Annotated in this window: 13 protein-coding genes and 1 tRNA gene; 6 read left to right on the top strand and 8 right to left on the bottom strand. The window is 39.1% G+C overall.

The features are described 5' to 3' along the window. Positions 1–12: 12 nt before the first annotated feature. The 6 genes from ACSQ7D_RS01505 to ACSQ7D_RS01480 all read right to left on the bottom strand — a co-directional run bounded on the left by ACSQ7D_RS01505 (position 13) and on the right by ACSQ7D_RS01480 (position 7,482). Positions 13–900: a hypothetical protein gene (locus ACSQ7D_RS01505; protein WP_437135110.1), complete on the bottom strand. Its 888-nt coding sequence runs from the start codon at positions 898–900 to the stop codon at positions 13–15. Between the two features lie 20 nt (positions 901–920). After that, on the bottom strand, positions 921–3,293 hold the full coding sequence (locus ACSQ7D_RS01500) for a TonB-dependent receptor (RefSeq protein WP_437135109.1): 2,373 nt from the start codon (positions 3,291–3,293) through the stop codon (positions 921–923). 312 nt (positions 3,294–3,605) lie between these two features. After that, the gene (locus ACSQ7D_RS01495; RefSeq protein WP_437135108.1) at positions 3,606–4,100 is read right to left on the bottom strand and encodes a hypothetical protein; all 495 of its coding nucleotides are present in this window, start codon (positions 4,098–4,100) and stop codon (positions 3,606–3,608) included. A gap of 77 nt (positions 4,101–4,177) precedes the next feature. Then, positions 4,178–4,756 carry a Crp/Fnr family transcriptional regulator gene (locus ACSQ7D_RS01490; protein WP_016478900.1) on the bottom strand — a complete coding sequence of 193 codons (579 nt, stop codon included), beginning with the start codon at positions 4,754–4,756 and terminating at the stop codon, positions 4,178–4,180. Between the two features lie 88 nt (positions 4,757–4,844). After that, positions 4,845–5,717: an OmpA/MotB family protein gene (locus ACSQ7D_RS01485; RefSeq protein WP_009410200.1), complete on the bottom strand. Its 873-nt coding sequence runs from the start codon at positions 5,715–5,717 to the stop codon at positions 4,845–4,847. 82 nt (positions 5,718–5,799) lie between these two features. Further along, positions 5,800–7,482, bottom strand: coding sequence for an OstA-like protein (locus tag ACSQ7D_RS01480; RefSeq protein ID WP_437135107.1), 1,683 nt, complete (start codon positions 7,480–7,482; stop codon positions 5,800–5,802). Between the two features lie 649 nt (positions 7,483–8,131). Here ACSQ7D_RS01480 and rsmH point away from each other — a divergent pair. From rsmH to ACSQ7D_RS01450, 6 genes are all read left to right on the top strand, one after another. Further along, positions 8,132–9,046 carry a 16S rRNA (cytosine(1402)-N(4))-methyltransferase RsmH gene (rsmH, locus tag ACSQ7D_RS01475; protein ID WP_009417475.1) on the top strand — a complete coding sequence of 305 codons (915 nt, stop codon included), beginning with the start codon at positions 8,132–8,134 and terminating at the stop codon, positions 9,044–9,046. 10 nt (positions 9,047–9,056) lie between these two features. Continuing rightward, on the top strand, positions 9,057–9,386 hold the full coding sequence (locus ACSQ7D_RS01470; RefSeq protein ID WP_002671172.1) for an FtsL-like putative cell division protein: 330 nt from the start codon (positions 9,057–9,059) through the stop codon (positions 9,384–9,386). A gap of 88 nt (positions 9,387–9,474) precedes the next feature. After that, positions 9,475–11,442 carry a penicillin-binding protein gene (locus ACSQ7D_RS01465; protein ID WP_437135175.1) on the top strand — a complete coding sequence of 656 codons (1,968 nt, stop codon included), beginning with the start codon at positions 9,475–9,477 and terminating at the stop codon, positions 11,440–11,442. A 117-nt stretch (positions 11,443–11,559) separates the two neighbouring features. Next, entirely contained in the window at positions 11,560–11,880 is a 321-nt protein-coding gene (locus ACSQ7D_RS01460; protein ID WP_082150244.1) for a DUF6922 domain-containing protein, read from the top strand. Then, the gene (locus ACSQ7D_RS01455; protein ID WP_437135106.1) at positions 11,835–12,476 is read left to right on the top strand and encodes a nucleotidyl transferase AbiEii/AbiGii toxin family protein; all 642 of its coding nucleotides are present in this window, start codon (positions 11,835–11,837) and stop codon (positions 12,474–12,476) included. The genes ACSQ7D_RS01460 and ACSQ7D_RS01455 overlap by 46 nt, the downstream gene beginning before the upstream one ends. Positions 12,477–12,522: 46 nt before the next feature. Further along, a complete protein-coding gene (locus ACSQ7D_RS01450; protein ID WP_437135105.1) occupies positions 12,523–13,983 on the top strand; it encodes a UDP-N-acetylmuramoyl-L-alanyl-D-glutamate--2,6-diaminopimelate ligase in 1,461 nt (486 codons plus the stop codon). A 192-nt stretch (positions 13,984–14,175) separates the two neighbouring features. Here the strand turns inward: ACSQ7D_RS01450 and ACSQ7D_RS01445 are convergent. After that, a tRNA-Arg gene (locus ACSQ7D_RS01445) sits at positions 14,176–14,249 on the bottom strand. Between the two features lie 91 nt (positions 14,250–14,340). Beyond that, a complete protein-coding gene (locus tag ACSQ7D_RS01440; protein WP_437135104.1) occupies positions 14,341–15,393 on the bottom strand; it encodes a branched-chain amino acid aminotransferase in 1,053 nt (350 codons plus the stop codon). Between the last annotated feature and the right edge of the window lie 11 nt (positions 15,394–15,404).

Raw genomic sequence — 15,404 nt, 5'->3', positions numbered from 1 at the left:
CCGTACGGGCTACTATTTTACTGTATATTGTAGCGTAGTATACTGTGCCACCCGAAAACCTCCAAGAGGGTTCTCACGAGAATTTCCTTTGTTCACAATATTACCTATGGGGCGCGTAGGAATAGTAAACGGACCTTGTCCTTCTGATAGTCTTATAAGCATTTGCACAAATTCTTTGTATTGAGGGTGAATCCGATAAAGTGTTACGTTTACAATATCTCCTTTGTTTAACTTATCATTATTGAGTCCTGTCATTATAAAGAAAAACTTATAGTTAGCTATATAGTTGTCGTCCAAAGTCCCGTAAGTAATTTTTTTACTACTACTTTGTGTCAGCCTTACTAAATAAGCATTGGCTACACCATCACTAATACCGTCAAAGTAGAATTTTAACTCTATTTGGTCACCTAAAAAGCCTCCGTTTTCTTTCTGTGCTATTTTGTCAGAAGGTATTATAGGAGCTTCAAGCATTTTGCTCTTAGCAGTATAGGTTTGTCCGTTGAGTTCTATGATAAGTTCATAGTCTTTGCCCAATTCAGGAGTGATACCTGCGGGAAATACATAACGGCTCCCGCCTTTTAATGTAGCTACGTTATCAGTGGTAATGGTAGAAGTACCATCCCATAACGAGAGTTGGTACTCTTGCGTCTGGGTTTGAGTATGTGCTTTGATTTTCACAATGGCGTTATCAATAGCAGGTGAAGGCGTATCGCCAAAATAGGCTTCCGTATAACTGATGTCCACTACAGGATAGGCTTTTGTTTCTCCTTTCTTCCAATCGAGAGATGCATCAATCACTAACTTCTGGGGAGCAGAGTCCAACTTTAAATCTATAACTTCTTCACAAGAAGTTAAAGCTAAAGCACTGAGAAGTATAATATAAATATTTCTTATTTTCATAGTAAATAGAGGTTTAAGCATTAGAAACTAAAGTTATAAGTTACACTGGGTATAATACCAAAAATAGAGAGTTTAACGGCTTCATTTTTATGGGTGTCTAAGTTCTCACGGAAGGAAACACTCACAGCATTCTTGCGGTTGTACACGTTGTAAATACCGAAAACCCATTCGCTTTTCCAACGCTTGTTTGGGCGTTGTGGCGTATAGGTAGCCGAAAGATCCAAACGGTGATAAGTAGGCAAGCGGTATTCGTTGCGTTTGCTATAGTCAGGAACACTCTTTCCTAAGTAGTTATAACGTCCTACGGGGTAATTAGTAGGTAAACCTGATTGAAAGTTAAATACAGCTCCGAATGTCCATTTAGCAGAGAGCTCATAGGTAGCCGTAATCGAAATATCGTGAGGTTTGTCGTAGGGGGCACTATACCAGTCGCCGTAGTTGATACCTATTTCTTCAAGAGTACGTCCTTTGGTTTGCATTTCCGATTTTGAGAGCGTATAAGCTATCCACCCAGTAAGTTTACCGGTGTTTTTACGCAATAATAGTTCCAAACCGTAAGCTCTGTTTTCCCCTGTTAGCAATACTTGTTCAATCGCTTCGTTAGCAATGAGGTTCGCACCGTCTATATAGTCTAAGCGATTTTGCACTTTCTTGTAATAAGTTTCAACCTCTATGCTGTATTTATCGTCCGAGAAGTTAGAAGCATAACCCAACGCCACTTGGTCAGCTAACTGTGGTTTGATAAACCCATCACTGGGTGCCCATACGTTCAAAGGCGAAGGCGAAGCTGTGTTAGAAATCAAATGTACATATTGAGCCGTGCGTGCATAACTCGCTTTTATTGATTTATTATCGTTGAATGCATAGCTCATAGTAAAGCGCGGTTCGAAGTTAGAGTACAAATTTATAATACGGTTACTACCGTAGTACTTCGTCCCAATAGGGGTCGCTTTCTGATAGATTTGTCGGCTCGTGTTAAATATCACAGGGTTGTCATCTTTATACATATTTATTGTGCGTTTCCCTAAGTGATAGAAAGAGCTCAATCTCACTCCGTACGATACCGTAAGAGCTTCTCCTAATTTCTGTTCGGCATCTATATAAAAAGCTGTTTCGGCAGCGTATTTATGGTCAAGAACCTTTTCTTTGATAGTAGAGGCAGGAGATTTAGGGAGGACTTTACCAGGTTTGAAGGTATAATATAGTCCTTGAAATCCATAAGTGAATTTAAACTTCTCTGATACATAGTTCTTAAAATCATATTTTAGGTTGAAATTCTCTATCCCTGAAGTCCATATCATATCAATCCAGTTAAAGTCAAACTTATAGTCGTAATTGCTATAAATAGCAGATAAATTAGAGAAGAGCTTCTCAGTAAATAAGTGATTCCAACGCAAATTCACTAAAGCATTGCCATAAGCATTAGTAAGGTTATCGCTCAGTTTAAAAAGGTCTCTACCAAAGTAACCCGAAAGATACAGCGCATTGTTTTGGTTCAGTTGGTAAGAGAGTTTTGTATTGAGGTCGTAAAAGTACATCGAATTTTCATTGTCGCTCAGTTTGAGAAAGAGATGAGCGTAAGAGGCGCGACCTCCTACTAAAAACGACGCTTTGTCTTTTATTATAGGACCTTCCGCTAGTAGTCGTGAAGAGAGCACCCCTATGCCCCCTGTAGCGCCAAACTTGTTCTTGTTCCCCTCTTTCTGATAAATATCCAAAACTGAAGCGATACGTCCGCCATAACGTGCTGGAATTCCTCCTTTGTAGAGCTTCATATCACGTATAGCATCAGCGTTGAAGACACTCAAAAAACCAAAGAGATGCGAAGCGTTGAAAATCGTTGCTTCATCAAGAAGCACTAAATTCTGGTCGGCAGCTCCTCCACGCACGTTAAATCCTGATGATGCTTCGCCTGCGTTGCTCACCCCTGGCATCTGCATCAGCGTTTTGATAATATCCACTTCACCTACTAGTACTGGCAGTTTCTTCACCGTAGCGATAGGAATAGAAGCTACACTCATTTCAGGCTTGCGTACTGCTGTTTTCTGGGTTGTGGCATTTGCTGTTACGTCTACTCCTGTAAGCTGAATAGCCTCAGGCTTCAGTTTGTAATCTTTGCGGATATTCTTGTTCAGTACTATAGTTTCTTGGTGAGTACCATAGCCTATATACTCAATGGTAATGGTATATTTACCTTCGGGCAAGGTAATAGAATAGAACCCGTACTCGTTGGTAGAGGTACCTGTGTGCAGTTCTTTGATGATAAAGTTTACCCCTAAGAGCTTTTCGCCGTTAGAAGCATCAGCAATCGAACCACTAAGGGTGTACTTGTGCTGTGCAAAAACAGCAGTTGTAGCTACTAAAAACAATAGTAGCAAACATTTTCTTTTCATATGTTACTGTTTTTATTTTTCGGTACAAAAGTATAAGACAAGATGTTTATAGCACTTATCTATTTCTTTTAATAAGTTATCAATTTTGTGTCTTTTTGAGTGCAAAGGTATAACAATATTGTGGTTTATACAAAAAACTAATCAATGATTAGTGAAATAATAACCAACGCTTGATTGTTTTTTTACTAAACTTACAACTTCAAAAATCTACTAATTTACCAATTAAAAAAATACCTATCGTGCTACGACTGCTTGTGTGGCTCGCACTTTCTATTCACTCTTCCATACAAAAAGTCAGCAATTAGCTTTACACTAACTGCTGACTCTTATTTCATTTTCTAATTTACTAACTGCGCCTGTGTAGCACGCACAATATATCAACAATATAAGCAAATTGACTCCTCCCAAAACGTCTTCTTTATGTTTTATTGTAAGAAAATCAGAAGTTACTTGGTTCATTTCGTACTGCTGAAAAGCTAAAAGTGAAGTTTCGTAAGATAAGGGTATGATAAAAAACTCACCCAATATAAATACTGCGATTGAAAGTATAAGCAATAGTAAGTTTTTCCGAGTTCTTTGGCATAAGTAAATTACAATATTGCCTATAAGGAACAACCACATTCCCTTAATCATTCCCAGTTGAACCATCGCATCTATAAATCGGCGTTGCCATAAGAAGAACGAAGTGTCTTGTGGTGTAGAAAGCATATTCATCGCTATAAAAGCCGAAATATTTCCTATTAATAAACTAAGCCCCACAATAGTAATAAATTGAGCTACTCGCTGAAGAAGATTTTTACTTTTCATCTGTTATTCTGTTTTTAATTTCTGAGATGCAAAATAATGCAGAAGTGGTGAGATAAAAATTAACTTGGGGTAATAAATTACATATAGGCTATTCTTCTTCTAATTCTGCTCAATGATTGTGGAGTAACTCCTACAAACGAAGCTATGTATTTCTGTGCTACTCGTTGCTCAATATTTTTATATTGTTTCATAAATTTCGAATAACGTTCTTGCGGACTATCAGTAAGTCCCGAAATGATGTATTGTACTGCTTTGATAAAAGTCTCTTCAAGTAGTAGCCTACCAAACCGTTCACCCTCTTCTATTTCTTTGTAAAACCGTTGCAGATTACCGTAAGAAATCATTTGCAAGACACTATCTTCAAGTGCAATGATTGTTTTCTGTGAAGGTGTTTTAGTTATAAAACTCTCATAGTCGCAAACAAAAGTATTCTCTTCGTTAAAGTGTATAGTAAGTTCTTTCCCATCATAATTCATAAATTGCCTCAGTAACCCCTTGTTTACATAACAGAAATGCCTACAGACTTTACCTTCTTGTAGTAGTACCTCTCCTTTGGCAAGATACAAAGGCTCAAAAAGCTCTTCTATAAGAACACAGTCCTTTCCCGATAGAGCTATATATCCCCTTATCTTGTTTAAAAGTAATTCGTATTTCATCTTCCATACAAAAAAGTCAGCAATTAGCCTTACACTAACTGCTGACTCTTATTTCATTTTCTAATTTGCTAATGTTCAAATTTGCTAATTATTTTCCTTTACCACCGATAGCAGGGTCTTTCATTCCCTCTTCAATCATAGTGTAGAATTGGTCAAGCTTAGGCAATATCACAATACGAGTACGACGGTTTAAGGCACGTCCGTTAGCATCACCATTGCTTGCTAAAGGCACGTAATAGCTACGACCGGCTGCAGTCATACGTTCAGGAGCAACTCCAAAGTCTTTTTGTAATACACGTACAATCTCGGTAGCACGCATTACGCTCAAATCCCAGTTGTCACGAATACAACTTGTTTTGATGTTTACGTTATCGGTGTGTCCTTCCACCATAAACTCAAAGTCAGGTTTATTTTTAACCACTTTTGCAACTTTTTCAAGTACGCTCTTTGCGTTTTTAGAAATAGTGTAGCTACCACTGCTGAAAAGCATCTTATCAGAGATATTGATAAATACCACACCTTTTTCTACTTTGATGTCTACATCTTGGTCGTCTAAGTTACCCAACACTCCTTTGAGGCTTTGTACCAAGGCGAGGTTTATTGAGTCACGACGGGTAACAGCATCGCGCAAATTCTTGATAGTTAAATCTTTTTCACGCAAGCTTTCCAATGATTTTTCAAGGTTCTCAGCACCTTTTTGGGTAAGCGTAGTAAGGTTACCCATATTGTTGATGAGCTGCTGATTGTTTTCTTTGAGCAAGTCGTTCTGATTTTTCATACTCTCCAACTTGTGAGTCAAGTTGTTCTTTTCGTCTAAACACATATTGAGTTTTACGGTAGCAGTGTTTAGTAAATCCTCAGTCTGTTTGTTTCTTGCTTCTAATTCAGCATACTTCTTTTTGGATACGCACGATGTGGTAATTAATCCCAACACCGACATTGCGATAATAAATTTTTTCATATAGTTTATGTTTTAAAATTAATCAATAGGCAAATGTACGCCTTTTTTTATTATTGTGCAATAAAAATGCCAACTTTTCGTCTTATTTGCTTTTTGGCTTCTCTTTAGCCTTCTCTTTTCCTGCCTTATTGTCTTTTTTAAGCGACGGATTTGCAAGCAAATTTTCCTCCTCGTCTATCTCCTCAGGGGTCTTCATTCCCTTAATTTCTTTGGGTTTTATTTTCTTCTCCGCATCGCTAAAAATCTCTTCTTTACTGCGGATACGTTCATCACCTCGCCATATAAATTCCTTAAACTTGCGGTCGTTCACGTGTAATTTATCGTCTGGGTATAAATTCCCCGATGGTTGTGTAATAAACACCGTTTGTTGTATTTGCTGGTCTTTGTTTAAATAGAGCTTAATATGACTACAAGTCAGTTTGTTGATACCTACCAGCTCCTTAGCGTCGTTATACACGTAATAAATAGACTCGGTATTCTGCAAAAAGTCTATTTGTCGTAAAACATTTTTCTTGAATTTGCCATACAAGAACTTACCTTTCACTTGGTTATAGCCATCGCCCAAACTGTCTTTCTCTACCACCAGTGCGTTGTTAAACACTTTTAAAGAGTCCAATTGCTCGGTCTTCGTATTGGCAATCAAGTGAATATTGTCACCCGTCATTTGGCTTTCGCCCGTCCAAGCTACAGGTTTGCCCACCATTTGGGTCAGCCCATTAGCCTCGTCAGAATGAATTGAATCGCACTTGGCTTGCATATCACTTTTGAAAATACGAGCATCGGGGTAAGCGCGAATCACGCGGTATTGCGGTTTGCCAGTAACCAAAATGCGCTTGCCGTGCATATACATCGAGTCTTTCTCCACTAATGTGATTACCACTGCCTTTTTGGTGATAAACATCGAATCTTTTGCCTTGTGAATTTCGCCGTAATGCCCTCGTACAAAGGTCTTGTTTACCGTGTCTGAAATGAAGATATTGTTAGAGCCCGAAGAAAACTGACGGCGTTTATCAAAATACAAACTGTCGCCCACCAAGGTTTTCAGGTCGTATTCTATCTTGGCGTGCTTCATAAAATAACCCAATTGTCTACGCGTATCGTAAAAACCTCGCTCGCAATACACTTTGTAGTCAGCGCCCACAATGGTAGTTTTGCCGTAAAAATAGGCGTTGCCCGAATTGTGATAATAGTCCAACACCTGCGAATTAACCGTAAAATCTCTATTGACAATCTTTACCGAATTGGTAAATTGGTTTTTCTTGGTCGTTACGTAATACTTTCCTGTTTTACTGGTGAGCTCATTTTCAGGGTCAGTAATTTTTCCGAAATTGTTGTAATAAGCCTCCTGAGAGTTGCGGTCGAAGAAGAGTTCTTGGGTTTCCAGCGTCATATTCCCATTGCGCAATAGCACGTTCTCGCGGGCTACAGCTGTTTTAGTATTCCCTTTATACGATACGTACTGACTGTTCATTTGTAGCGTGTCGCCTTGTTGTAGCACTACATTGCCGTGTGCAATCACCTCGTTTTTCTCCTCGTAGAGCACTGCCAAATCGCACCACACGTCTAACCCTTGATGTCGAAACTGTACCCGTTGTCCATCCGATTTAAAGATAGTAGCCCCAGGGTATTTCTCATTGTCAATCGTAAATTCCCCCCCGTAGATAATTTCGATACGGCGGGTCTTGCTATTGTCATTCTGAGCCCAAAGGTTAGTACAAAAGGTTAATAAACAAGTGAATAATATATAGTAATACGTTTTTTTCATTCAAATTCATTCCAATGATGGTGCAAAGATACGAAAATAATCATAAATGCCAATACATCTATGCCCCACACATCAATTTTTATACCATTCTCTTCCAGTTCACAGCCTTTTTTTATACCATTCTCTTCCAGTTCACAGCCTTTACGGTTTCTATATTCCTCCTTTTTCGCCTCTATATACTTTCGTTTCTCCAGTCTTTACCCTTCGTCTAATTAACACTTTTTAACTCTTTAATCTTCGCTCTTAATCCCTCATTCTTAACTACTTATATACCCTTTCTATACCAATCGTCCAAGATTCGTATAAGCTTCCTATAAGCTTTCTATAAGCTAACTATACCATAACCCTATCTTCGATATCTTACGAGTCTCTCCGAGATTCTCCGATAACACACCTTTGCAATTTCCTTCAAAACCTTCTCCATTTCTCATTTTCTCATTCTCACATTTTCTCATTAACCACTAACCATTAATCATTAACCACTAATCATTAACCATTAACCACTAATCATTAACCATTAACCACTAATCATTAACCATTAACCACTAATCATTAACCATTAACCACTAATCATTCACCATTAATTTAAATTTGGTGGTTGAGTATTAAATTCGTACCTTTGCACTCTATTATATCACGTAGCAAGTAAATGAACAATAACACCCCCTATCATACTCCTGTACTCTTAACGCAAAGCATTGAGGGACTGAATATCAAAGATAATGGCACTTATGTCGACGTTACCTTTGGTGGGGGAGGGCATTCGCGCGAAATCTTAAAGCACCTCGGTAAAAACGGACGCCTCTATGCGTTCGACCAAGATGCCGACGCCCTTAATAATACCATCGATGATGAACGTTTTACTCTTATTCAGCAAAACTTTAAGTATCTGCGTCAGTATTTGCGCTTTTATGGAGTAACACAAGTAGATGGGGTTTTGGGTGATTTTGGGGTTTCCTCTCACCAGTTCGATGTAGCTGAGCGTGGTTTCTCTACTCGTTTTGAAGGTACACTCGATATGCGTATGAACCAGCAAGCTCCTCTTTCAGCCCAAGAAGTCGTCAATGAGTATGGCGAGATAGAACTCACTCATATCTTTTTTCAATATGGCGAACTGAAAAATGCCAAAGCGATAGCTCGTGCCATAATCAGTTACCGAGAGCAGAAACCAATACGCTTAGGCAGTGAATTACAAGAGGCAGTAAAAGCTCTTTTGCCTAAATTTAAAGAGAACAAAGTGTTAGCACAAATCTATCAAGCCATTCGTATAGAGGTAAATGCCGAAATAGAAGCTTTGGAATCATTTTTGCTACAACTCCCTGCCGTAGTCAAGCCACAAGGGCGTATCAGCCTTATCAGCTATCATTCACTCGAAGACCGCTGTGTAAAACGCTTCATTCGAGACGGACAGTTAGAAGGAGCTCCTGAGAAAGATTGGTATGGCAATGTGTCAGTACCCTTTAAAAAAGTAGGCGGTCTCATCACTCCTGATGATACTGAAATAGCACAAAACAGCCGTGCCCGTAGTGCCAAACTCCGTATCGCCGAACGATTAAACTCATAACTGAAAAAAAATGGGAAAAGCCACTGATGAAATAAAGAATATATTGCGAGGAAAATTTTTGGTAGAAGGTAAAGAAGCTACCCGAAATTGGTTTTTCATAAGCTTCCTTTTTGCTTTGGGAGTTATAATGATAGCCAGCTCACATATGGTAGACCGCAAAGTACACCAAATAGCTAAGCTCAACGACGAAGTAAATGAGCTCAAGAGTGAATTCGTCGATGTGCGTTCGCGTTTGCAGAAAGTGCGTTTGGAGTCTTCGCTTTTAGAACAATTAGAAAGCAAAGGACTCAAACAACCCGAAAAACCACCACAAAAGATAAAGGCAATTGTAGAAGAGTAATCTTTGAGATAATAGATAATACAAGTAGAAAGAAGCATTGGAAAAAAACGATAAAAAGATAACATCGCGCACTTATTTGGTAGCCATTATGATGCTACTGATGATAGGTGTCATTGCGGTAAAGCTCATAAAAATACAAATTGACGGTGATGAGTATCGCGCCAAAGTAGACGAAACTACCTTGCGAGAAGCTGATATTATCCCCAGTCAAGGTAATTTGTATTCTGATGATGGTAGTTTGCTTGCCACTTCGGTAACTCGGTATGATATCCGTTGGGACGGTATTGCACCTTCCAGAGCTAATTTCAATAGGTATGTAAAACCCCTCAGCGATTCGCTTTCGCGTATGTTTGGAAAGCCCAATAGCTATTACTTAAATCTCTTTAAAAAAGAACGTAGCTTAAAGAATCGCTATATGCTCGTAGCCACTAATCTGGGTTATAGCGAGTACTCCCGAATCAAGAAATTCCCCCTCTTCAATAAAGGTCCTTATAAAGGCGGTATTATCGTCGAGCGCAATATAAAACGCGAATATCCATTAGGAGGGATTGCACACCGCAGTATCGGTTATGCCCGTACTGATGAAACAGGCTATACTACCCGTGTAGGTTTGGAAGGTGCTTATGCCAGCTATTTGTTAGGAACCAAAGGTCGACGCGTAGAACAAAAAATAGCACAAGGACAGTGGAAACTTGCTAGTGGTTTTAATATCATCGAACCTAAGGACGGCTACGATGTAGTGTCTACCATCAATATCAATATCCAAGATATCGCTCACCACGCTTTGCTTACACAACTTAAAAAATACAAGGCTCAGCACGGATGTGTGATAGTAATGGAGGTGAATACAGGTGAGATAAAAGCTATTTCTAACTTAGAGCTGAATACTAGAAACGATACGTATTCTGAGCGTTATAACTTTGCTATTGGTGAAGCACACGAACCTGGTTCAGTCTTCAAACTAATGACGGTAGTAGCCGCTATGGAAGCCCGCAATATCGATACGACTTATGTAGTAGATATCAAGGAGGGAAAACAACAGTATTACGATAAGACTTTTCAAGACTCTCAACATAGGTTTACAGGAAATATAAGTCTCAACAAAGCTTTTTCGGTCTCTTCTAATGTCGGAATGACTGAACTCGTGCATAGCCTCTTTTCAAAATCTCCTTCTGATTTTACTACCAAGCTCATTCAAATGAACCTAAATCAACCCTTAGGCTTACCTATTTTAGGTGAAGGGATTCCCTATATTCCTACACCTCGCGACAAAATATGGAGTGGGGTAACGCTTGAGTCAATGGCAATAGGTTATTCCGTAAAACTTACTCCTTTGCAAAGCTTGGCTTTCTATAATGCAATTGCCAACGGAGGAGTAATGGTCAAACCTCGAATGATAAAAGAAGTAAAGGAATGGAATAAAACAGTAGAGAAGTTTAATGTAGAGATTATCAATGATAAAATATGTTCTAAACAAACTGCTGACCGTGCCAAGGGACTATTGGCTAATGTAGTAGAACGTTCCTACGGTTCAGGACATCGCCTCCATTCTCCCGATTTCTCAATGGCAGGTAAAACAGGAACAGCCCGTAAGAACTATGCTAGCGCCGATAAGAGTAAGCTTAGCTATATATCTTCATTTGCAGGCTTCTTTCCTGTCGATAACCCGAAATACTCTTGTATAGTGGTAATTCACGAACCCGATAAGAGTGTAGGTTTCTATGGAGCCGATGTATCAGGTCCCGTATTTAAGAGTATTGCTCATAAAATCTATACCAATTCGCTGTTGATGGATACGGTAGAAAACGTAGATAAAATATCAGCCAGTACCACAACAAACTACGAAGATTACTACGCCAAAGCTGCTAAGTACAAAACCATAATGCCTGATCTTAGTGGTATGAACGTAATGGACGCTGTTGCTCTCTTGGAGAATATGGGCTTACGAGTGAAATTCTCTGGTGAAGGTAAAGTAAGCGCACAATCAATTGCCAAAGGTACTAAAGTGCCCCGCAATATAGTAGTAGTGTTACAATGTGGCAAATTAGAGAATTAGCCAACGTGCTAATATACTAATTTTACACCTTGCATTCTATTGTACATTTGTACCCTACAAACTCCAACCAGTCCTACTGGTCTGTATTATCCGATTTAAACTAATAACTAAAAAATAATGCTTTTTGATGATTGGAAAGATAAAGACCCTTTAAAAGTTTCTCCTACTTTACTTTGGGACTACGACCTCTCTACCTTTGATTGGGAGAAAGGTAAAGTAATAGTCGTACAACGCATTGTAGAAAGGGGGTGGGACAACGATTTTTATGCCGCTATGCAATTGTATGGGGGCTTGGAAGCGTTTATAGAAATAGTAAAACAAGTGCCTTACCTAAACGAAAGGGATATGAATTTCGTTTCAAAGGCATTTCAAATAGATTTAAACGATTTACAATGTTACAAGAACAGACAGTACCGGGAGCAACTTTTGAACTCCTGAAAATCTTGATGAAAGATGAAAAGCTGAATAAATTCTATTTAGCTGGAGGTACTGCTATAGCCCTGTATTTAGGACATCGCACTAGTATTGATTTAGATTTGTTTTCGTTAGAAGATTTTGATAATACTGAATTAGAGTTTTATCTATCTCAGCAATATAACTTTCTTACTGACAATAAGGCTCGCAGTACTCTAAAAGGAAGTATAGAAGGAGTTAAAATAGACTTTATTACTTTTAATACTCCTTTGTGCGAACAGATACAAAACATAGGAGGTATAAGGCTATTCAATTTGCAGGATATTATTGCAATGAAACTCTTAGCTATTGCCGATAATGGTACGCGGTTGAAAGATTTTATTGATATAGCCTATTTGTCGATGCGATTTTCATTTGATGAGATGCTCTCGTTTGTAGCTTATAAATTTCCTAATAAAAATCTGCAAATATACCGAAAAGCTCTTTTGTTTCATAATGATATTTATTTTGATGTCCCTATTCAACTCACTGAAAAGAAATACCAATGGGGAAAGATAGCAAAACGCCTCGATGAAATGGTTACTTCTCCTAAGAAAGTTTTTGAACATTCGCCTTTGTAAAATGACACTGACAAATAGAAAAATCGGTTAATTACTAATTAACATTATGAACTTAAAAACATTACTTAAAAACATCATTATAAAAACTTCTCTTTATGTGGAAGATAAAGATATTACCTCCGTTTGCTTCGACTCTCGCAAGGTCGAAAAGGGAAGTATGTTTGTTGCCATCACGGGTACGCAATCTAACGGACACGAATACATAGACCAAGCTATACGCAGTGGCGCTAACGCCATTGTATGTGAGCAATTACCTCAACAGCCCTTGCCTGATGTGAGCTATATAGTAGTTCCCAATAGTCATAGTGCTTTAGCCTTGATTGCAGCTAACTTCTATGGCAATCCTTCCGAAAAACTTACCTTAGTAGGCGTAACAGGTACTAACGGAAAGACTACCATTGCAACGTTACTCTACCAATTGTTTAGAAAAGCAGGACAAAAAGCGGGGTTACTCTCCACAGTGGCGGTATACGTAGACGACCAGCGCTTTGAAGCAACTCACACCACCCCCGACCCTCTTCAACTGAATCATTACCTGCACTTAATGGTAGAACAAGCGGTGAAATACTGCTTTATGGAAGTGAGCTCTCACGGCATCGACCAGCATCGCACCGAAGGACTACAGTTTGCAGGAGGTATTTTCACTAACCTCACCCGCGACCACCTCGACTATCACAAAACCTTTGCTGCCTATCGCGATGTGAAAAAGCGCTTCTTTGATGCGTTACCCTCTACTGCTTTTGCTTTAGTAAACAACGATGATAAGAATGGGGCTTTTATGCTACAAAATACCAAAGCTCAAAAGAAAACATACGCGCTTAAAACTCACGCAGATTATAAGGCATATATCATCGAGAGTAGATTTGACGGATTGCTGTTGCGTATCAATCAACACGAGGTATGGACAAAACTCATAGGTGAGTTCAATGCCTATAACCTTTTGGCAGTATATGCTACTGCCACTCTACTGGGTATTGATGAAATTGATGCACTTACGCTTATCAGTGTCATAGAACCTGTGGCAGGACGTTTTCAGTATGCAGTATCGGCTACGGGAGTCATTACCATAGTGGATTATGCTCATACCCCCGATGCCCTTGAAAACGTTCTGAAAACCATCAACGATATACGCACTCACAACGAGACTCTCACTACCGTAGTGGGCTGTGGTGGCAATCGCGACAAAGGCAAACGCCCTATAATGGCTGATATAGCTACAACCCTCAGCGATAATGTAATCCTCACTTCCGACAACCCGCGCAACGAAGAACCTGAGACGATTCTTTCCGAAATGGAACAAGGGGTACAGCCACAATACTTTCACAAAGTACAAACCATCACCGACCGTCGTCAGGCAATACAATCCGTTTGCAAGAATGCCAAAAAGGGAGACATAATTCTCATCGCCGGTAAGGGACACGAAACTTACCAAGAAATTAAAGGCGTTAGACACCATTTTGATGACTTTGAAATCGTACGGGAATACTTGGAGCTCTATAAGAAATAAGATTAGGTTTTAAGAAGGAAGTTTTTAAGTATTTACATCATTATAAAAATAAACTTTTCCAAGAACTTTAAGTTCTTGGAAAAGTTTATTATGCCACTACTTTGTTTTAAGATTTAAATTGTGTATATTTATTTTCCTTATACGACGTTCATTAAGATAAAAAAAGCTCCAACTTTGTTGGAGCTTTTTTCGTGACCTCGACAGGATTCAAACCTGTAACCTTCTGAGCCGTAATCAGATGCGCTATTCAGTTGCGCCACGAGGCCATTGTTGTTCTTGTTTTACGGGTGCAAAGGTACGACCTTTTTTGAAACCTGCAAACTTTTTCACAACTTTTTTTCACAAATTATTTTCTTCTTACTTTACTTGCACTCTCCAGCCGAAGGGGTCTTCAGCCTTGTTATACTGAATGTTAAGTATAGCTTGTTTAATTTTATCGGTGTACAATTCTGCAGGACGATTTACGCTGTAATCTTTGCCTTTGTAGCCAAATCCAGATATAGGGCTAATCACAGCTGCCGTTCCACAACCAAATGCTTCTTTCAATTCACCTTTTTCAGCAGCTTCAATAAGTTCGGTTACTTTCACTGGACGAATTTCGGTTTTGATACCTAATTTTTTGGCTACTGCAATGATACTTTTACGAGTTACCCCATCGAGAATACGCTCACTGGTAGGGCAAGTAACAAGGGTATCACCAAAACGGAACCATAAATTCATTGTACCTGCTTCTTCTAAGAATTGGTGTGTAGCATCATCTGTCCACATCACTTGTTGGTAACCTTCATTGGCAGCTTCCTGAGTAGGGAAAAACTGACCTGCGTAGTTACCTGCTGCTTTAGCAAAACCAAAACCACCATTAGCAGCACGGCTATAATAGTCCGCTATTTTTACTTTTACATCGCCTTTGTAGTAAGCCTGTACAGGGGCAGTAATAATCATAAAGAGGTAGTTTTTAGCAGGAGCCGCTTGTACGCCTGCAGTAGTAGCAATCATAAACGGACGCAAATAGAGAGCATTGCCAAATCCAGGTTTTATCCACTCACTATCAATATCTACAAGAGTACGGAGAGCTTGGTCAAACCATTCTTCAGGAAACTCAGGCATTGCCAATCGTGAGCAGGATTTGTTGATACGTTTATAGTTTTCTTGCGGACGGAATAGAAAAACGTGTCCGTTGTCGTCCTTATAAGCTTTCATTCCCTCAAAAACAGCTTGTCCGTAGTGGAATACGCTTGCTGAAGGCTCAAGGGTAATAGGAGCATAAGGTTTGATGGTTGGGTTTTGCCACTGTCCATCTTTGTATTCGCAGATGAACATATGGTCGGCAAAAGTTTTACCAAAACTCAGTTTTGAAAAGTCTATCTGGTTAATACGACTTTCTTTTACTTTTTCAATCTTTAAATTCATATTGTTTTAGT

It is taken from the genome of Capnocytophaga sp. G1920 (assembly GCF_051417515.1).
Note: the sequence above shows the minus strand (reverse complement) of the source record. Positions and strands in the feature narration are given on the sequence as shown.

Bases quoted from the DNA above. Each gene is read 5' to 3' on its own strand.
- ACSQ7D_RS01505 (WP_437135110.1), bottom strand. From the start codon at position 900: ATGAAAATAAGAAATATTTATATTATACTTCTCAGTGCTTTAGCTTTA.
- ACSQ7D_RS01500 (WP_437135109.1), bottom strand. From the start codon at position 3,293: ATGAAAAGAAAATGTTTGCTACTATTGTTTTTAGTAGCTACAACTGCT.
- ACSQ7D_RS01495 (WP_437135108.1), bottom strand. From the start codon at position 4,100: ATGAAAAGTAAAAATCTTCTTCAGCGAGTAGCTCAATTTATTACTATT.
- ACSQ7D_RS01490 (WP_016478900.1), bottom strand. From the start codon at position 4,756: ATGAAATACGAATTACTTTTAAACAAGATAAGGGGATATATAGCTCTA.
- ACSQ7D_RS01485 (WP_009410200.1), bottom strand. From the start codon at position 5,717: ATGAAAAAATTTATTATCGCAATGTCGGTGTTGGGATTAATTACCACA.
- ACSQ7D_RS01480 (WP_437135107.1), bottom strand. From the start codon at position 7,482: ATGAAAAAAACGTATTACTATATATTATTCACTTGTTTATTAACCTTT.
- rsmH (WP_009417475.1), top strand. From the start codon at position 8,132: ATGAACAATAACACCCCCTATCATACTCCTGTACTCTTAACGCAAAGC.
- ACSQ7D_RS01470 (WP_002671172.1), top strand. From the start codon at position 9,057: ATGGGAAAAGCCACTGATGAAATAAAGAATATATTGCGAGGAAAATTT.
- ACSQ7D_RS01465 (WP_437135175.1), top strand. From the start codon at position 9,475: ATGATGCTACTGATGATAGGTGTCATTGCGGTAAAGCTCATAAAAATA.
- ACSQ7D_RS01460 (WP_082150244.1), top strand. From the start codon at position 11,560: ATGCTTTTTGATGATTGGAAAGATAAAGACCCTTTAAAAGTTTCTCCT.
- ACSQ7D_RS01455 (WP_437135106.1), top strand. From the start codon at position 11,835: ATGTTACAAGAACAGACAGTACCGGGAGCAACTTTTGAACTCCTGAAA.
- ACSQ7D_RS01450 (WP_437135105.1), top strand. From the start codon at position 12,523: ATGAACTTAAAAACATTACTTAAAAACATCATTATAAAAACTTCTCTT.
- ACSQ7D_RS01440 (WP_437135104.1), bottom strand. From the start codon at position 15,393: ATGAATTTAAAGATTGAAAAAGTAAAAGAAAGTCGTATTAACCAGATA.